Origin of the sequence: Vibrio spartinae (genome assembly GCF_024347135.1) — a bacterium.
In the GTDB taxonomy this organism is placed as follows: Bacteria; Pseudomonadota; Gammaproteobacteria; order Enterobacterales; family Vibrionaceae; genus Vibrio; species Vibrio spartinae.
In genome coordinates, this window is record NZ_AP024907.1 from 1,582,757 (window position 1) to 1,601,979 (window position 19,223).

The window sequence follows — 19,223 nt, forward strand, 5'->3', positions numbered from 1 at the left end:
TAATCGGTTCAGATAGTGGTGAGCTTTTTCTTTACCGCGCAAATAGAGCACTGCCGCTTCAGAGAATGCCCATTTAAGATGCGCATTCCCGATTTTATTTCCCTGAGTGCCATAGGTTTTACCCGCCGATTCTGCTTTGCATTTGACTACGCGGGCATACGACGCGAAATTTTGAACGGATTCAAATCGGGAGATATCCCCGATTTCATATAAAATGGTGAGCGATAATATTTTGCCGATACCGGGAACGGTTTTGAGCAGTTCAAGATAAACAGGGTTGTGGGCTTTCGCTTGTTGTTCAATAAACCAGTCAACTTGGGCCAGCTCCTTTGTTCGCTTGGGTAATCATAAACAATGGGAAAATTTCCGCCGCGCAGTAATGAGGCTATTTTGAATGAATCGACTTTATCATTTTTAGTTTTTCCGCTGTGTATCGCTTTCATATACAGTGCATGACCAAGAATGAAATCGATGTTGAGCTCTCTGCACCAGTCAGAGACCCAATACCAACAATACATGCATTCGACGCCAACAATGACATGACCAATATACGGTTCGAGGATGAGTAATAAATCGTCTTTATTGGCCGTAATCTTTTTATGAACGATGACATTGGCTTGTGAGTCAAGAATACAGACATAAAGTAAACGGGCATGGAAATCGATACCACAATAGTATGGATGAAAATCTCATTGAGTATCAAGAAGCTGCAATCTGACTCCGCAACCTGTCACTTGTTTTGCAAAAAAACGCAAAACAAGTGACAGGTTGCTACGCAGTTGAGCTTGGCGTTATATGCCAGTGATCAAAAAATCGATAGCTGCGATGATTTCATCACGAAATGTGCTAATGTCGTCTACGGGGTCGCTTAATAATTTGGCAGGAACACTTGCCATTTGATGAGTTAGGATTACAAATTCGCCCTCATCAATATGAATTGTTGGGCATAAATGGCTAGGAGCTTTCTTTTCCAATAATTCGAAAGGAGTTAGAGGAATTACCAAACGAGTATTTAGTGTGTCAAGTAACTCGCTCTGCACATCGACAAAGAATGGATAAGCAGTAGCAGTACTTTTATCGTTGTTTTTATATAATATGAATTGTGACATTAAAATACTCGGTGTGAATCAGAAAAAAGTCCGTATTTTTCAGTTAAATCGTTGCAAACGTCAATTGCTGCTGAGTTTTGTTCTAGCCATTCAGCTTTTAATCGTTGGCTAACTTCTTTCTCAAGAGCCCTCTCCATTGTGGCGGATAGGTTTATGTTCAACCGTTTTGCTTGAGCAAGTAATTCACTGTTAAGGCTTAAGTTTGTAGCTTTTTTGGGAGCTTGCGAATTTAGATTGTTTCTCATAAAGTTACCTCGTGCGCATAAGTATTGCGCATGAATTATAGGTGATCGAAAAGTATATAACAAGGCGCAGCAGCGGACATATTTTAGTTGGGCACTTGTGGTTTAAAGTTATAAGGTTGCTAGTGCAACGGTAAAAGTGCCGCTGTGCTAGGCGTTGGTATGACTCCCCACGTCAAGTAGCACACAGCCATTTCTTCTAAATGAATAGACTTTTTGTACTGTTCAAAAAGAGATGAGTGAACACATTGGAAGAAGCCGGTAAATTCGTCGGTTATCATGCTGGTATCCGTAGATTATTTGGTGTTCACCAAACAGAGTTAACCTGACTTGATACGTCGTGGCACCGTTTCTTCAGTCTATGCTCGTGGTTCAATCAGATAGCTATCTGATTGCCATCCTAACACCGTCGGAGCTTATGCCACTGCCGTGGCTTGTTCCAACGTATCCACTCAAATTGATAAATCATACAGGCACTCTCGCTAACCGCAATTTAGGATCGACTCTGGTAAGGACAATTTCTCTTGATATAGCCCAGATGTAAGCGCTCATTTCTCGTGCTATCGCGGTTACTACCAGATTGTAATGCTTCCCTTTTTTAATGAGTCGTTGATAGCGTTTACACAGCCTTAACTGTGCTTGCCAAGCTATATCGACGATTTCTTTAGGAAGCCTTTCTTGCCGTATTTGTAAATCCGTAGAGATGTTAGCGGGATAGCGATAGCTGTGAGCGCCTTCAACAAGAAGACGCCTTGCTCTGCTATTGCCACATTTGGTGATGGCACCAATATGACGTTTACCTCCGCTGGAATGTTCAGAAGGAACTAATCCCAGATAGATAGGCCATAAGCTTTCTGGGATGATCAAAACGATTCAAGTCGCCTAGCTCAGCAATCACGCCTGTTGCAACGAGCATTCTCACCACGAAGAGCTTGTATCGCTTTAACAACAGGATAATATCGCCATGTTTTTACTTGATGAGATAACTCATTATCTAATCGTTCCAGCCTTGTCATACGTTCAGTGATGGTTTGTATGGCTTCCTGTAAAACGATTTGCTGAGCGGAATGAGGTAATACCAGTTCCGTCAGCCACCGTAAATGTTTCAAAGACCAGTTTGCCGTCCCTTCATAGTGAATGTTATTGCGTAAAAGTAAGGCTTTGGGATATTTAGTTTGAAATTGACGGGCAAACTTTTTGATAGCCACCTTAGAGCTTGATATACGCCCGAAATGAATAGGTGTCGCTCCGCGCTGCTCCTCGATATAGGCGATTTCAATAAACTCTTTCTGAGTGTCCAGCTCTATAAAAACTATGCTATGTTCAATCATGCTAGCCTCCATGATTTAGTTGTTGACACACTAATTATGGCTCTGGTTTTACACGAACCCACGGAATTGGAGGCTAGCTCTCGTGGGGAGTCATTATGTCTATAAGCTTTGGAAGGAAATTCTTACTATGACGATAGTAGAGCAGATAGTAAATCGAGAAATTGAAGCTGTAATCATTTATGAATCCACTAACGTTATCGCGTTTGCAGATCACGACCCAATAAATTTTGGGCACATACTGATTTGTCCTGCCTATCCTTATGAGAGTTATATTGAGCTTCCCGATCATATCCTATTTGAAATACATTCGGTGGCGAAAGATCTCTATAAACGTATTGAGGATGTATTTGCACCAGATGGTATTTCCTTTATCCAAAACAACGGAAAGTTTAATGAATTATCTCACTACCATTTGCATATCTTCCCTAGGTTTAACGACGATCAGTTTGGTTGGCGAAGTAGTGGTCTTGGAGTTCAAAGCATAGAAAGACTGCGTGAATCTTTAGCATGCTTATAACAAGATCATTGGACTCCCGCTCTAATCACTGACTAACATTTGAGTGAGCAAACCTGTTGGGAGAACGAGATGAATACAACGATTATTGGCGTTGACTTGGCGACTAAAGCGATTCAAGTATGCGTTTATGCACACTCCAAGGTACAGTCTAATAAAGAACTGACACCTCAGCAATTTAATGCGTTTTTGCGCCAACAATCTCCATGTGTCGTGGTCTTTGAATCTTGTAGTGGTTCTAATTATTGGGCGCAATATTGGTTCCCCACGCTTGGCATTTTGGGTGGGGTACATCAGTGTATAAGAGTAGAGTTTAATTATGCCTGAAATTCAAAAAATATATGATGATATGTGGGTGAATGCAATTCAGTGTATTAAAGATGATAAGTATGGAGTGGACAACTTAATAAACTCTCCAGAGGATACTAGGAGAGGGGTGACAGTTTTATCTTATCTTAGTAATGATATTGGCGTTGGAATACGTGAACTATTAGGTGAGTTGAAGCAGATTGAACCAGATCAATATTATTACCCTACGAATGAATTTCATTTAACAGTATTATCTATCATCACTTGTGTTAAAGGTTTTAAACTATCAGACATTGATGTAAAGGCGTACTCTGATGCATTTGAACAGGCGGTGGAAGATATCGGGCCGCTTCAAATTAGATATACAGGTGTTACTGCGTCACCATCTTGTATTTTAGTCCAAGGATTTCCTGATAATGAGCAGTTAAATATATTGCGTGACAAGCTACGAGTAAGCTTTAAGAAATTGAATCTTTATACAACTATTGATTTAAGATATGAGATCTCAACTGCACATTGCACAGTAGTTCGGTTCCGAGCACCGCTGAGAAATAGATATGCGTTTATAGAGCTGCTTTCTAAGTACAGAAAAATTGAGTTTGGTACATTTGAAGTAAATAGGCTAGATTTTGTTTTTAATAATTGGTATCAAGACTTGTCGGTAACAAAGCTGTTATCTAGCAAAGGACTTAAAATCATCAAATAATACACATAACAAGCAATCATCAAACAAACTAATCGCTTAGACTCTACTTTGAAATACGGCTTAGTTATGAAAGAAAATAGAATCGCTTAAATTGTATTTTGTCTATGTGACAATATGTATATTTAGACATATTGTCACCGTTTTCGCAAAATTTTAAGTTTTTTACAGCTACTGTGTAACTTTTACTAGCAGGATATCACAGGGCATTGCTTCAATTAGCGGAGCAGAAACGGACATAAAAAACTGTCCTAATCGGCTATAATGATGGTGGCCCATAATTAATAAATCGATATTATTTTCCTTTATGGTCTCTATAATTTCATTGGATAGCTCACCCGAACAAATAATTGAATTGGTCACTGGGTAATCAAGATCCCCCAGCTTTGCTAAAATGTCGGATTGAGAGCGAGTTCGGGCCATCTCATCATATTTTTCAAAGTCGAAGTCTAATTCGCCAATATAGAAATCCTCAAATTTCATGTCAATATGAATCGTAGATAAAGTCGCGTTATGATTACGAGCTATTTCAACGCCTTTATTGACTATAGTTTTTAAATTTTCATTAGTATTAATTGCGACCAAAATATTGTGGTAAGACATAAGTAATTCCTTAAAGTAGATGAATGCCGGTTGAAACTAAATTAGTAACGAAATAACCACCAACGATTAGCCAAATCCATAAAATAGTGGCTAAAATAATCGGTTTAATTCCTACGCCACGAATTTTGTTAATATTTGTATCTAAACCCAATGCCCCCATAGCCATTGTTAATAAGAAAACAGAAGCTTTAGTTAGAATCCCAACAACCGCTACCGGAATAATATGAGTTGAATTAATACCCGCAGCAACAACGAAGAAAATAGCAAACCATGGAATAGTGATTTTTACTTTTTCTCCAGACAAGTTGGCACGATTACGAGTAAGGTAATAACTCAAAATCATTAAAAAAGGCGCTAGCATCATCACTCGAGTTAATTTCACAATAACGGCAGTAACCGATATGCCATGACTCATTGCATTAGCTGCTGCCACGACTTGCGCAACTTCATGGATGGTCGCACCGGTATAAATCCCCATGATGGTATCATTCACTGCAAATACATGATAAATCAAAGGATAAACGAACATACCAAGCGTACCAAAAATTACGACAGTAGCCACCGCAACCGCTGTATGGTGAGGTTTAGGTTTTAAGACCGGCTCGGTACCCAAAATAGCTGCGGCACCACAAATTGAAGACCCTACAGCAGTAAGCATAGCGGCTTCTTTTTCCATTTTTAAGAATTTGATACCAATATAAGAACCGCCAACAAATGTCACCGAAATAATAATAAGATCGGTGATAAGACCAACACTGCCTACACTAATAATTTGTTGGAAAGTGATAAAGAAACCATAGAGAACAATTCCTAACCTAAGCAACTTTTGCTGACTAAATTTTATTCCAATTTCAGCAGACTTTGGTATTCTAGAGCCCGCTATATTACCAATAATCATTCCTAAAATAATGCAAATCACCAACGAGCTAATTTGGTAATGTCTGAAAAAATTAATTGTAGATAAATAATAAGATATCAATGACAATATCAGTGTAAATATAATGCCTTTTAGATATTTCATAAGTCCTCCATAAGCTATAGCGCTATGCTAACTAATTAGTACTCATACTGATATCGAGATAAAATTTACAAACGTTTAGTTTTATTGAACATCTACGGCAATAAATTCATGATCTCTTTTATGGATGGAACAAAGAGAGAACTCATAAACCTATCCTTGTACTGTATAAAAGACAGTGCAAGGATAGGTTTGTATCTAAAATTAACTAATACGGAGCGTTATGTTCCTTGCTCTGCAGACGAACAGGCAACGGTCAGTGCGTCCTTAGGATGGGGTACCAGAGTCATCAGATCACTTGTGGTCGTTTCCAGAAATCCTGACATTGCTGAGGCATAGATTGACATTAACATGGGTGGTTGAAATGGAAGTAGTTGCAAATTATCAAGTCTGGTTCTCTCTGCAGTAAAGCTTGTCGGCTCATAAGGAATACCAATACGTTGCGCTAGGTCTGGTAATGAGAATGGCTTAATAGCGGAGTTATCTAATGGTCCGAAGCGTTATCGGGAAATTGAAAAGGCGCTAGCTGGTATATCACAGAGGATGATGACCTTGACGTTACGGCGATTAGAACGTGATGGCTACGTTTTGCGCCATATCGAACCCACGGTTCCTCCCAGCGTAACCTATGAACTTTCAGATCTCGGACATTCATTCTCAACTCAGGTTGCATTGCTTGTCACGTGGAGTCGAGAGCATAAGTCTAAGCTCGAACAGGCGCGTTCTACTTTTGATAGAAACATGGGGAGTCGTAATTTTTGATGAGCTCAAAAATCTATAAGTCGAGTTACCTTTACATAACAGCACATGTTGGACGGCTTGGCAAATAGCAACGGCATCATTGAGGTCATTTTTGCCTTTCGTTCTATGGGGAACAACATACTTAACTGCCATAATACGAGCATCATGTCCTAATTTATTAAGCGTTCTTGCCCAATAATGTGCACTGCCACACGCTTCGAGTCCTATACACATAGGTGGCATATTTGCTATTGTGGTCAGCAATTTAGAGCAAGTAACAGATTTATGAAGAGCGACTTTACCTTTCGAATTAACGACATGAATACTGAAATGGTTTTTCGCTAAGTCGATACTGCCAAAATAAGAATAATCAGACATAGATCCTCCGGTGTTAATAATTACCACCTAAGTGTGGCAGATCCTCGGAAGGGGAAATCCATGTCATTCGTTATAGAAGTTCGGGATTAGATGAAAAATAGACTTTTTTATCTAATCCCAAATGGTTATTATAAGTTTTTTGGGTTTTCAATACTGTTTTTTAAGATAAAACTGCATAATAGCGACAGCCATCGGATCCTCTCATAATACCTGAAGTAACCATTGGTGTTATCATACACCACATATTATATCCTGATACTTTGCATGTTACTTCAGCAAACCAAGAGCCGGACAAACCTACCATATCTGCACCTTCTTTTAGTTTATTATAAAATACTCTGCATTTTGGCTTCACACTGTCAGATTCACCTTTTTTTTCTTTTTCTGCGAAGCTCATAGCACCATGAGCAATGAATGAAACTTTTTCTTTTATAGTTGCAGCAGATTTTGCTTTTACTACGGCTTGGTCAAAAGTTAAATCTAATCGTTCTACTTCTTGTTCGAATTCAGTGTTCATAATAAAATTCCTCTTTAATTAATTTTAAAACTAATTTAATTGTAAGCTCACTATTGATACTGACCATTTCAGTTTCTGTGGCCTACAAACCAAACACTAGTCCTTTTATTTTGAATAACCTATTACACGTATATTACGTAGCGTCACACTCGACGCTCTTATTGACTAGGTACGGGCAACTCCAAACTCGTCGCATAAGTATCCTCATCCTAAACGACATCTTCCTACCGGAAATGTCCATCGACAAAGTCACCGCACGCGGCGACAGCAAAGCAGGCTAGGGTGCGGTTGTGGCGAGTGAGGTGGTTTGAGGGGGGTGGGACTGATGAAAATTTATGTATGCATAGACAGTTTATTTTTGAAGTGATCTCATTTTTGCGCGTTTAGCCATATTAAATAACTCCATTGTGCGCACTTTGTACTGACAGTACATAGGAAAGTCTTTTATTATCAATGAATAAGAATATCCGCACCAGAAATAACGCGCATGCACAGTACGCACTTGTGCTCGTCCTCCTTGGATGACTCGCTAGGAATATCATGGAAGAATTATCAGGCGGAAGAAAGTCCACAATATATCGAGATGGTGAAGTTGTCTATCGTCCTCTACAGCCTTGGAGTCCGACAATCCACCAAGTATTGAAGCACCTAGAAAGTTCAAATGTTCATGGGTGTCCAAGGTTTCTTGGCATTAAGCAAAATCAAGAAGTCCTAAGTTTTGTTGCTGGCGATACTTATAACTACCCTTTAGTCGGCGCTATAGCTTCAAATGAGGCGCTCATATCAGCAGGGAAACAACTCCGAGAAGTCCATGACGCTACAGTCTCTTTGTTAAGTCAAATGGATGTGAGTAAACATCAATGGATGCTTGAGCCTAAAGAGCCGTTTGAGGTTATTTGTCACGGAGATTTTACTCCTTACAATGTTGCCCTTTCCCAGAGTTCAGTCGTTGGTGTGTTCGACTTTGATACTGCACACCCGGCTCCAAGGGTGTGGGACTTAGCTTATTCCGTTTACTGCTGGTCTCCTTTTAAAACTGATAACAATGATAAACTCGGTACACTTACAGAGCAGGTTGCTAGGGCAAAGTTATTCTGTGACAGTTATGGCGCAACGGATTTAGAAAGAGAGCAGCTTGCAGATGCAATGGTTATGCGTTTACAGGCTTTGGTGTCATTTATGCGTCAAGAGGCTAAAAGTGGTGATGAGTCCTTTGCTGAAAATATCGAACAAGGTCATCTTCAAGCCTATCTAAATGACATCGAGTACATATCTATAAACAAATTAGAAATTCAGCGTGCGTTGTGCAACTAATAAGTGGCACCAGCCTCGGCCCGGCCAAAAGACGCTGGGCCTGGACTCGCTGTGCCAAACGTTAGGCCGGTGGGGGATTTTGCCCAAAGGGAATAAACGTAAGCTGCTCGATCAACCTCAACATGTGATTAATCGGTGGTTAACATAGGATAACGATACACACCGCGCTTTTTGGGGCTATCAAGAATTTTATCTGCATAAAATGTTTCCAACTTAAAAAGATATTTTCCGTAATTTATTGGTTACACTATCGATATTGTTAGATCACTGAAGACTGGGTATGGAAGTAGAAGAGATTTATCGCCGAGATTTAAACCTGTTAGTGGCGTTGCGAATTCTGGTTGAGGAGCGCAGTGTCAGCCGAGCAGCGAATCGTTTAAACCTCAGTCAGTCAGCAATGAGTCGGGTGTTAGGGCGATTACGTAGTTTACTGTCGGATCCTCTATTCACACGTCAGGGGCAATATCTTATTCCTACTGAAAAAGCTTTATCTGTGAATCGGGCTTTAGGTGAACCGCTTGAGTCTCTCCGACAACTCTTGTCCCCAATCGATTTTGATCCCAAGTCTTGTGAGCAGACATTCACGATTGCAACGACTGACTATGCAATGCAAACCATTTTACCATTTGCTTTACCTCGTATTTATCAGGAAGCACCTCATGTTGCGTTTGAGTTTTTGCCACTACAAAATGAGCATTTGAAAGGTCAACTCACTTACGGCAGAGCTGACTTAGCTATTTGTCGCCCAATTCACTCGATTGAAGCATTACAGTCTGAAGTCTTGGGGCGTGTGGGGGTGTTGTGCTTATTGTCGAAACAACATCCGTTGGCCAATGAACAGATGGGTCTGGATGATTATTTGAAGTACCCTCATGCGATGATAGCAATTAGTGATGGGGTTAAATCACTCATTGAACAGGCACTAGAAGATAAACCTCAACGGCGCATGGTTCTGAGGGCATATCATTTGGAAGCTGCGTTAGCGATTGTCGATATGATGCCACTCATTATTACAGTACCTGCCGATTTAGCATACTTAGTATCCGAGCGTTATGATCTGATAGTCAAACCTTTACCATTTCATTTTACGCCGTTTGATTATTCAATGATTTGGCACCCTCGTTGTGAACATTCTCCTGCACAGGAATGGTTGAGAAGCATCGTCAAAGAAGAATGTAGCAGGCTGATCGCCAAGCGTGTGGAAGATATGGGACTGGATGAAGTAAGGCCCTGAGCGGGCCTTACGCAATAGGGATTTAAAGCTTGATCACCACTCGACCTGTATTCTGACCCGTGGTAATTTTCTCTGCATACTGTGGCGCTTCATTTAATGTGATTTCAGTACACGCTTGCTCAAAATAATGCGCTGGTAATAGTTGGGCAATTTTTTCCCATGCGGCAATCCGTTTTTCACGTGGACAGCTGACTGAATCAACCCCTTGCAAGCGGACATTACGCAAAATAAATGGCATGACCGTTGTGGGAAGATCAAATCCTCCGGCAAGACCACAGGCAGCGACAGCGCTGTTATAGTCCATTTGAGATAGTACTTTTGCTAACACTTTGCTGCCAACTGTATCAATGGCACCAGCCCAGACTTGTTTTTCTAACGGGCGAGCCGGTTCTTCAAATTCATTACGATCAATGATTTGACTGGCACCTAGTTTTTCTAGTAATGGGCCATTTTGTTCGACACGACCCGTAACTGCCGCGACTTTGTAGCCAAGTTGAGACAACAGAGTGACTGCGACAGAGCCAACACCACCACTGGCGCCTGTCACCAAAATCGTTCCGTCTTCAGGTTTAATGCCTGCGTCAATCAAAGCCTGAACACAAAGCATTGCAGTCAAGCCAGCAGTGCCGACCATCATGGCTTGTTTTGAGCTGAAACCCTGTGGTAGCGGGACCAGCCAGTCCGCTTTAAGACTTGCCTTCTGTGCCATGCCTCCCCAATGATTTTCTCCGACTCCCCAACCTGTCAATACAACCGAGTCACCTTCTTGATAACGGGCATCATCTGAACTGATGACTTGTCCTGCCAAATCGATTCCGGGCACCATCGGGAAATTACGGATAATTTTACCTTTGCCTGTAATAGCCAGACCATCTTTATAGTTCAGCGACGAGTAATCGACAGCGATTAACACTTCACCTTCCGGGAGATGTGATTCATCGAGTTGTTCGATAGTTACAACGGTTCTTTTATCTTCTTGATTCAGGATTAAAGCATCAAACATAGCATTCTCCACAAATATAGTAATGATTAACTTATGGCAGTCTAGCGCTGATACCCGTATGAATTAAATGAAGCTTTAGCATAGATAGATATGCATAATAATCATATGCCTGTCGATATATAGAATGAATGTGTATTGCGGTGAGTCGTGCTCACTGAAGTTGGCTATGCACAAGAGTCATGGTGTGGATGTAAATAAGTCATTTTACTCATAGATCAAATTCCATGATATTACTATGGTTATTGATCCCGAAGTTTTCATATCAAACAGGCTACATTCACTCAGCATTTGGGTTGGCTGGCGCGTTTGATATGAGAATTAATCTATTAGAGGCACAATCTATGACTAAATTAACCGATGACATCGTATTCCAATCAGGCGGCAAACTGCATAACCGAATCGTCATGGCACCGATGACGATTCAATCTGCGTTTTTCGATGGTGGTGTAACGGAAGAGATGATCAATTACTACGCAGCTCGTTCAGGTGATGCTGGTGCCGTCATCGTCGAAAGTGCGTTTGTTGAAAAATATGGTCGAGCATTCCCGGGTGCACTTGGTATCGATACGGATAGCAAAATAACGGGCTTACGCAAGCTCGCTGAAGCAATTAAAGCAAAAGGCTCAAAGGCTATTTTGCAGATCTACCATGCTGGCCGTATGGCAAACCCAGAGTTCAACGGTGGACATCAACCGATTTCTGCCAGTCCTGTTGCAGCTTTGCGTGATAATGCGGAAACACCATTGCAAATGACCAAAGAGCAAATCGAAGAGATGATCGAACACTTTGGTGATGCCGTGAATCGAGCGATTCTTGCAGGGTTTGATGGTGTCGAAATTCACGGTGCAAACACGTATCTACTCCAGCAATTTTTCTCTCCGCATTCAAACCGCAGAACCGACCAATGGGGCGGAGACATTGAAAAACGCACGACTTTCCCGCTCGCTGTACTCGCAAAGGCAAAAGAAGTTGTTCATACGCACGATAAATCCGATTTTATTATCGGTTACCGATTCTCTCCGGAAGAGATTGAACAACCGGGTATCCGCTTTGATGACACGATGTACCTGTTAAATAAGCTAGCGGCATGTGGTTTGGATTATTTGCATTTCTCTATGGGGAGTTGGGCTCGTAACTCAATTGTGACCCCAGAAGATCTAGAGCTGCTCATCAAAAAGTACCGTCATCTACAATCTGATGCATTAGCTCAAGTGCCAGTGATTGGTGTGGGTGGCATTGCTCAACGTAGTGATGCTGATAAAGCCATTGAACAAGGCTATGACCTTGTCGCAGTGGGTAAAGGTTTCTTGGTTGAGCCAACTTGGGCAGAGAAAGCGCTTAACAGCGAATCGTGTGCCGAGTTTGCCGATATCGCGCAACAAGCAGCGTTGAAAATCCCAACACCATTGTGGGAAATCATGGACTACATGATTGTCGATAGTGCAGCCGAAGCGATTAAGCACCAGCGAATTAAAGAGTTGCAGAACGTACCGATCAAGTTTAATGCCGGTGAATATACTGCGTACGGTCGTGGTCATAATGATGACTTGCCTGTGACAGTCGCTTTCTCTGAAGATAAGATCCTCGATATCTTTGTTGATTCATCAAAAGAATCTGACGGCATTGCCAACCCAGCATTTGAACGTATTCCGCAACAGATTCTAGACGGTCAAACTCTCAATATTGATGTGATTTCAGGTGCAACAGTCAGTAGCCAAGCCGTGCTTGATGGTGTTGCGAACGCTGTTGATCTCGCTGGTGGTAACTCTGAAGCGTTACGTTGTAAGGCAAGAGCAGCGGTTGAGTGGTCAACCAAGACGGTTGAAGAAACGGTTGATATTGTGGTTGTTGGCGGTGGTGGTGCTGGCTTAAGTGCAGCGTTAACGGCAATGGATCAAGGCAAGTCGGTCATTTTACTTGAGAAGTTTCCTGCGATTGGTGGCAACACCGTCCGTACCGGTGGTTGGGTCAATGCCGCTGAACCTGAGTGGCAGGGCGCTTTCGCAGCACTACCCGGTGAAAAAGAGACGTTAATGCAGCTCGCAAATACGCCTGAGTCTGAGTTTGTTGAAGAATATTTAGCAGACTTTAGAACCTTGAAGTCTCAGTTAGATAGTTATTTCACCGCGCTGGAAGAAGGTCAACAGTATCTATTCGACTCAGTGGAACTGCACCGTATTCAAACCTATCTGGGCGGTAAACGTACCGACCTCAATGGTGAAGCGATTTATGGTCAATATGATCTTGTAGAGACATTAACGTCTCGTTCAATGGAGTCAATTGATTGGCTGACTGAGAAGGGCGTCGATTTTGATCGCAGTGTTGTTGAAATTCCAGTCGGTGCATTATGGCGTCGAGCGCATAAACCAAAACGTCAGAAAGGTGTTGAGTTCGTTGACAAGCTATCAAAACGAATTCAGGAGCAGAACGGTCGAATTATTACAGATACTCGCGCGACTGATCTCATCGTTGAAGATGGCAAAGTTGTTGGGATAAAAGCGGTACAAGCCGATGGTACCGAACTGATTCTGCATGTGAATAATGCTGTTATTATGGCGTCTGGCGGCTTCGGTGCCAATACGCAGATGATCAAGAAATACAACACATACTGGAAAGAGATTGCTGACGATATCAAAACAACGAACTCACCAGCACTGGTTGGTGACGGTCTTGAGATCGGCGAAAAAGCGGGTGCAGAGCTCGTCGGTATGGGCTTTGTTCAGTTGATGCCAATTGGTGATCCAAAATCGGGTGCATTGCTGACTGGCTTGATTGTACCACCTGAAAACTTTGTGTTTGTGAACCAACAAGGCAAACGCTTCGTTGATGAGTGTGGCAGTCGCGATGTGTTATCTGGCGCCTTCTTCGATAACGGTGGTCTCGTTTATATGATTGCCGATGAGAATATTCGTCACACTGCTGCCAATACTTCAGATGAAACGATCGAGCGGGAAATCAAAGACGGAACCATTATTAAAGCTGACACGATTGAAGAATTAGCTGAAAAAATTGGTGTGCCAGCAGAGACATTGTCGAACACCATCAGCCAATATAATCATTGTGTAGAGCAAGGACATGATCCTGAGTTTAACAAGAGCGCATTTGGCCTCAAAGTGACACAGGCTCCGTTTTACGCCACGCCACGTCAACCGTCAGTCCATCACACAATGGGCGGCTTGAAGATTGATACACAGGCGCGCGTGATTGGTAAAGATGGCAATGTTATTCAAGGCTTATATGCAGCCGGTGAAGTCGCAGGTGGCATCCATGCCGGTAACCGCTTAGGTGGTAACGCCCTGATTGATATCTTTACATATGGCCGTATTGCGGGTGCAAATGCTGCCAATCTGGTGTAGTCGTCTCTCAATCAAATAGATCGAACATAGAGATCGTACATAGGGGAGCTTTGCTCCCCTTTTTTATTTTACACACAATGACGATATGACGATGAATCGCTATAGCGCAAGATTTGAAATGATGGGGACCTTTATTGATTTGGTGGTTCACCATCAAAACGGTGAGCAACTCATCAAAGAAGCATATGTGCAATTAAAGGATTACGCGACTCGGTTTACGGTCAATCAAGCAGATTCTGAGTTGATGCGCGTCAATCAAAGTGCCGGTATTGCGCCTGTCGTGGTTGCCCCGGATCTGTTTGAGCTGATCAAACTCGGTCAATGTTATAGCGAAGATATCCGTACCCCTTTCAATATTGCGATTGGCCCTTTGGTCAAAACGTGGCGCATTGGCTTCCAAGCAGCGACAGTGCCATCGCAAGAGCTTATTCACGAAAAACTGGCATTAGTCGACCCGACTCAGATCATGTTGAATGAGCAAGAGCACTCGGTGTTTCTTCGCCAAACCGGAATGGAAATAGACTTAGGCGCGATTGCGAAAGGTTATTTTGCTGATCAAGTTAAGCAAAGGCTGATCGATGCGGGTGTGACGAGCGGCTTTATTAGCTTGGGTGGTAATGTGCTCACGATTGGACATTCACCAAACAATCCGCATCAAGCATGGAACGTGGGGATTCAGAATCCATTGTCCCAACGAGGTAACGTGATACGTATCGTCCCGTTGCAAGGTATGTCGATGGTTACGTCTGGTATCAATGAACGTTTCTTTGAATCCAATGGTCAGCGTTATCACCACCTGTTGGATGGGAAAACAGGGATGCCGATTGCAACGGATATCGCCAGTCTGACAGTTGTTTCCAAGCGCTCTGTGGATGGAGAGATTTGGAGTACCGCGGGCTTTCTGCCTTCGGCTGTGCAATCGATTCGCTATCTAAATGCGATTGAAGGTATCGAGGCGGTGGCAATCTCGCTACAAGGAGAGGTGATGACGACCAATGGATTCATCGGCCATGAACGTGCAACGGACTCAGTAAAATAGAAATCTCACGTGCCCCCTATTTAGGGGGTGTAATGGCTAAATCGCTGAGTCGACGTGGTCTGTTACGCTTGCTTTGTTTGCTTTTCTTCCATTCTGCTACACCCTGCTCATCAATCCAAAAGATCAGAAAACGACGGCCACTCTGCATCAAAAAATCGACATTTTGTTTTTTGCAAACATAAGGTCGAATTTCAACCATTAAAACTATATTGTTTATTTACATTTGGTTACAACTTTTAGGTTGTCACAGATAAAACCTGTCTTGGCGTTTAACATCCAGAGAATGCTTTTATTGAATTAAGAGTTACGTGATACGTTTTTATGACTGAGTAACAAGCCTGAAATCATATTCTTCATGGTAAGAAAAGAGTTACTGTAGAAGAGTTTTCTGTGTCATTACCATCGACTGATGGGGGCTCATTACCGAAAATATTAACGTTTATCATTCGATGAAAAGGATGTTTTAGAAGGGTACAGCGAGTCGAATATATCGCTAAATATGACGACATAAGAATATCTTAAAAACATCCAACTTAAATAATCACCATGAGAATATTATGAAAACCTCCAATACATTCGGTGAAAGAAAGGTAAATAAATCTTATATTGCAGTTACTTTTGCTCTGGCTCTTTCAGGTCTCTCTGAATTAGCATCAATTTATTTTGTTCAGCCTCTGCTTCCTTTTCTTTCTGATAAATATCATATTCCTGTCGACCATGTGAGTATTATTCTGTCGGTTGAAATGGCTTTATTAGCGATAGGTCTTCTGTTTACCGGAAGCCTCTCTGACCGGTTTGGCCGGAAAAAGCTAATTGTGACTTCTCTGTTTTCCGGCGCGATACTGACTTGTTGTTGCTCGTTTATTACTTCCTGGAATGTTCTGGTTGCGGTAATGGGGCTTTTGGGGCTGACACTCAGTGGCATCGCTGCGGCGGCAACGGCATACATCAGTGAAGAAGTCGCTCCGGCTGTTGCTGGTATCGTAACCGGATATTTTGTGTTTGGTAACTCAATGGGCGGGATGTCAGGCCGTGTCTTTGCCAGTCAGATGATCGAACATACCACGCTACATAATATTTTTTATGGATTTTCGATATTACTATTGTGTGTTTCTGTTTTAGTTCTGGTTACTTTGCCTGAATCCAAAAACTTTAAACCGACGCCGAAATTGAATCTGAGCCGGATGATTAACGGTATGGGAGAACATTTCAGAAATAAAATGATTTCGCCTGTTTACTGTCTGGGATTTATTATGTTTGGTTCATTTGCATCACTATATAACTACCTGACTTTCTATGTTTCTCATAAACCATTTAACCTGACACATGCACAGGCCGGTTTAATTTCAGTCTGTTTTATCTTAAGTGTGATCACGGCGCCTCAGGCTGGCCGCCTTGCAAATAAATTCGGTGCAACTAAAGTCTTAACCGGATTATTTTCAGTCATGATCGTGGGGATGTTGTTGGCATTGACACACACACTGACGTCGTTACTTATCGGTGTTGTGATTTTTACCAGTTGTTTCTTTGGATGCCACTCTGTCTGTCTGCGGTGGGTAAACAAAAATGCGACTCATAACAGAGGTCAGGCAACGTCTCTGTATCTGTTCTGTTACTACCTAGGTGGTTCTATACTTGGTTACTGTAACGGATATGTTTATACCTATTTCGGATGGGCGGGTATGGCAACGTTTGTTATCGCTCTTTTGTGTATCGGTATTTGCATTGCAACTTATTTAAAAGCTCAGATCCAGCGTAATGAGACGCTGATCGCTGTCAGAAGCTAATTTGGTCTGAGCTTATCCTTTTCTGGATAGTCAGACAGGATTGAATGTCGGTAACTCAAAACGGATGAGTTACTGGCATGATTCATTGCGGGTGCCTAGTTCCCATTTCCCTTCTTGTTGTCACCCGATTTTACGTTGAATGACATGAGCAATTGAGTTCATTAAAACTATTTTTAATTCTTCACATGAGATAGATCAGTATAATAGGGTAGCATTACGATTTGGAAAAGCGGTTCAGTTGGGGGAACAATAGTGGTAAGAAATATTATCTACCTTAAAAAAAGGTCGTATTACTTTAAACTGGTCGTGACCATTAATGTTGTTTGCTTTATCGGTCTAGTGCTTGTTGCCCTGAATCTCTATAACCGGAATTTCTCTGAAAATCTTCAAGAATTGAAAAACTACGGGTTATCTCAGGCAAGAGTGATTGCTCATGATCCGCTATTGTCTGAACAAGTATTTAAGAAAGACATCAAAAAATTGACCGCGATTGCTCAAAAGTATCAATGGGGAGGCGAAATTGAGTACATCTCTATCTCAAACACTCATGGTATCCGGTTATTTCATAGTAAAGGCTATGAGATCGGCCACAAAATTCATTCTAATAAAATTGATGAAATTGCGCAGGGAAAGGAAATCTCAGATGTAAGTGAAGGGTTATACGGGCGGGTATTGGTCAAGGCTCGAGTGCCGATTTTTTATCATGATCGCTTTATCGGAATTGTTTCTACCGGAATCTCTTACCCTAAGTTCATTGAAAAACAGAAAAAAGATCTGAATGAAATTGCAATGCTATTTATTGCTGCCTGGTTCATTAATCTGGGGATTAGTTATTTATTAATCCGCAGCTTACGTTACCGGTTAAACTTAATGACACCCGAGCAGATAGAAAAAGGCTTTGTTTATCGTCAGTATATTCTTGATTCCGTTTATGAGGGGATTGTCGCTGTAGACAAAGAAGATAATGTGGTTCTGATTAATGATGCTGCAATAGAATATTTGGACATTCTTGACGACGACATCCGTGGGAAACCCATTTCAGATTATATCTTTAATACGGACTTTTTTAGCAGTAACTCTCTTGAAGAGCTGAAAGACGAAACCATTCTTTGTAATGGTCATTCTCTGATTGCAACCCGTAAACCCATATACGATAAACAGGGTCATGAGCTCGGTTTAGTTGTGAGTTTTCGCATTAATACGATGCAAAATGAACTGGAAAACAAAATGAACCAGTATGCAAAGGATAAAGACAATCTCAGAGCGATCATTCATGAGTTCAACAACCAGATGTCGGTGATTTATGGCTTACTTGAGATGAGGCGTTATGACAGTGTATTGCAATACATTAATACGGAATTTTCGACCCGGCAGAATGATGTTCGTGAAATCTCAAGAATGTTACCCGTTCCTGATCTTGCGGCAATGTTCCTGAGTAAAAGAGCCCGGGCGAAAGAGTTGAACATTACGCTCGAAATTGATCCGATGAGTCGTATTGACAGTAAGCTGTTACCCATTGATATACAGGATATCACTTGTATTATTGGCAACTTAATCAGCAATGCTTTTGAGGAAATAGTGAACAGTAACGCTGAGCAACGGGTTGTCAGTCTGTATGTCTATCAGAGTGATGAGTTCATTATTGAAGTCGCAGACAGTGGAAGAGGGGTTTTCGAAGAAGACGTAGACAAAATTTTTGAGCGTGGTGTTACTTCGAAAGATGGTGATAATCACGGCATTGGTTTGCATCTGGTTAAGATGCTGGTCGAGCAGGCCGGAGGGCGAATTGTTATTGAAGAGTCAGATTTTGGCGGTGCTTTATTTATTGTGTTTATTCCGTTAAAAATTTGTTCTATATCAAAGCAATCGACATATGTTGAAGTGGATTAATTTACGGAATAGTTATTTAATGGAATTAAAACCATTAAACCCATATTGTTGATTTTCACTTGATTATTCAAAGTTTATTGTCACAGATGAAATTCTTATTTGAATTTACTATCTACTCAGTTATTTATTTTAATG

The 19,223-nt window shown here is 41.6% G+C and carries 16 protein-coding genes and 4 pseudogenes; 10 read left to right on the plus strand and 10 right to left on the minus strand.

The genetic code is table 11. The annotated features are described in order from the left end of the window. The 4 genes and pseudogenes from OCU60_RS07035 to OCU60_RS07050 all read right to left on the minus strand — a co-directional run. Positions 1–665: pseudogene (locus tag OCU60_RS07035) on the minus strand (transposase); the annotation flags it as partial. Positions 666–791: 126 nt separating this feature from the next. Further along, positions 792–1,109, minus strand: coding sequence for a CcdB family protein (locus tag OCU60_RS07040; RefSeq protein ID WP_074373891.1), 318 nt, complete (start codon positions 1,107–1,109; stop codon positions 792–794). Continuing rightward, the gene (locus OCU60_RS07045; RefSeq protein WP_074373892.1) at positions 1,109–1,354 is read right to left on the minus strand and encodes a type II toxin-antitoxin system CcdA family antitoxin; all 246 of its coding nucleotides are present in this window, start codon (positions 1,352–1,354) and stop codon (positions 1,109–1,111) included. Before OCU60_RS07045 ends, OCU60_RS07040 begins: the two co-directional genes overlap by 1 nt. Positions 1,355–1,816: 462 nt before the next feature. Continuing rightward, a pseudogene (locus OCU60_RS07050) lies at positions 1,817–2,682 on the minus strand (transposase). Between the two features lie 127 nt (positions 2,683–2,809). Between OCU60_RS07050 and OCU60_RS07055 the strand changes: the two are divergent. The 3 genes from OCU60_RS07055 (at position 2,810) to OCU60_RS07065 (ending at position 4,211) form a co-directional block, all read left to right on the plus strand. Next, entirely contained in the window at positions 2,810–3,199 is a 390-nt protein-coding gene (locus OCU60_RS07055) for an HIT family protein (protein ID WP_074373893.1), read from the plus strand. A 69-nt stretch (positions 3,200–3,268) separates the two neighbouring features. Further along, positions 3,269–3,523, plus strand: a complete 255-nt coding sequence (locus OCU60_RS07060) for a hypothetical protein (RefSeq protein ID WP_074373894.1) — start codon at positions 3,269–3,271, stop codon at positions 3,521–3,523. Next, positions 3,516–4,211 carry a 2'-5' RNA ligase family protein gene (locus OCU60_RS07065; protein WP_074373895.1) on the plus strand — a complete coding sequence of 232 codons (696 nt, stop codon included), beginning with the start codon at positions 3,516–3,518 and terminating at the stop codon, positions 4,209–4,211. Before OCU60_RS07060 ends, OCU60_RS07065 begins: the two co-directional genes overlap by 8 nt. A gap of 168 nt (positions 4,212–4,379) precedes the next feature. Here OCU60_RS07065 and OCU60_RS07070 read toward each other — a convergent pair whose 3' ends face one another. Both OCU60_RS07070 and OCU60_RS07075 read right to left on the minus strand, forming a co-directional pair. Beyond that, complete coding sequence (locus OCU60_RS07070; RefSeq protein WP_074373896.1) at positions 4,380–4,811, minus strand: universal stress protein; 432 nt, start codon at positions 4,809–4,811, stop codon at positions 4,380–4,382. A gap of 10 nt (positions 4,812–4,821) precedes the next feature. Further along, positions 4,822–5,832 (minus strand): YeiH family protein, encoded by a 1,011-nt coding sequence (locus tag OCU60_RS07075; RefSeq protein ID WP_074373897.1) that lies wholly within the window; start codon positions 5,830–5,832, stop codon positions 4,822–4,824. A 507-nt stretch (positions 5,833–6,339) separates the two neighbouring features. Between OCU60_RS07075 and OCU60_RS23025 the strand changes: the two genes are divergently transcribed. Beyond that, positions 6,340–6,591, plus strand: a complete 252-nt coding sequence (locus OCU60_RS23025; protein WP_370738686.1) for a winged helix-turn-helix transcriptional regulator — start codon at positions 6,340–6,342, stop codon at positions 6,589–6,591. A 48-nt stretch (positions 6,592–6,639) separates the two neighbouring features. Here OCU60_RS23025 and OCU60_RS07080 read toward each other — a convergent pair. Together OCU60_RS07080 and OCU60_RS07085 are read right to left on the minus strand one after the other, a co-directional pair. Further along, a pseudogene (locus OCU60_RS07080) lies at positions 6,640–6,948 on the minus strand (IS110 family transposase); the annotation flags it as partial. A gap of 160 nt (positions 6,949–7,108) precedes the next feature. Further along, complete coding sequence (locus OCU60_RS07085) at positions 7,109–7,465, minus strand: hypothetical protein (RefSeq protein ID WP_074373899.1); 357 nt, start codon at positions 7,463–7,465, stop codon at positions 7,109–7,111. A gap of 540 nt (positions 7,466–8,005) precedes the next feature. On the opposite strand from OCU60_RS07085, the gene OCU60_RS07090 reads away from it, so the two are divergent. Next, a complete protein-coding gene (locus tag OCU60_RS07090) occupies positions 8,006–8,779 on the plus strand; it encodes an aminoglycoside phosphotransferase family protein (protein ID WP_074373900.1) in 774 nt (257 codons plus the stop codon). Between the two features lie 280 nt (positions 8,780–9,059). Next, the gene (locus OCU60_RS07095; protein ID WP_074373901.1) at positions 9,060–10,013 is read left to right on the plus strand and encodes a LysR family transcriptional regulator; all 954 of its coding nucleotides are present in this window, start codon (positions 9,060–9,062) and stop codon (positions 10,011–10,013) included. Positions 10,014–10,035: 22 nt separating this feature from the next. Here OCU60_RS07095 and acuI read toward each other — a convergent pair whose 3' ends face one another. After that, the gene (acuI, locus tag OCU60_RS07100) at positions 10,036–11,016 is read right to left on the minus strand and encodes an acrylyl-CoA reductase (NADPH) (RefSeq protein ID WP_074373902.1); all 981 of its coding nucleotides are present in this window, start codon (positions 11,014–11,016) and stop codon (positions 10,036–10,038) included. 341 nt (positions 11,017–11,357) lie between these two features. Between acuI and OCU60_RS07105 the strand changes: the two genes are divergently transcribed. After that, positions 11,358–14,372: a flavocytochrome c gene (locus tag OCU60_RS07105; RefSeq protein ID WP_074373968.1), complete on the plus strand. Its 3,015-nt coding sequence runs from the start codon at positions 11,358–11,360 to the stop codon at positions 14,370–14,372. 85 nt (positions 14,373–14,457) lie between these two features. Further along, positions 14,458–15,411, plus strand: coding sequence for an FAD:protein FMN transferase (locus OCU60_RS07110; RefSeq protein WP_074373903.1), 954 nt, complete (start codon positions 14,458–14,460; stop codon positions 15,409–15,411). A 28-nt stretch (positions 15,412–15,439) separates the two neighbouring features. Here the strand turns inward: OCU60_RS07110 and OCU60_RS07115 are convergent. Next, positions 15,440–15,559 (minus strand): annotated as a pseudogene (locus OCU60_RS07115) (IS5/IS1182 family transposase); the annotation flags it as partial. 409 nt (positions 15,560–15,968) lie between these two features. Here OCU60_RS07115 and OCU60_RS07120 point away from each other — a divergent pair. Continuing rightward, positions 15,969–17,198, plus strand: coding sequence for an MFS transporter (locus OCU60_RS07120; RefSeq protein WP_074373905.1), 1,230 nt, complete (start codon positions 15,969–15,971; stop codon positions 17,196–17,198). Between the two features lie 252 nt (positions 17,199–17,450). Further along, entirely contained in the window at positions 17,451–19,088 is a 1,638-nt protein-coding gene (locus OCU60_RS07125; RefSeq protein WP_083602705.1) for a sensor histidine kinase, read from the plus strand. Positions 19,089–19,223 lie beyond the last annotated feature (135 nt).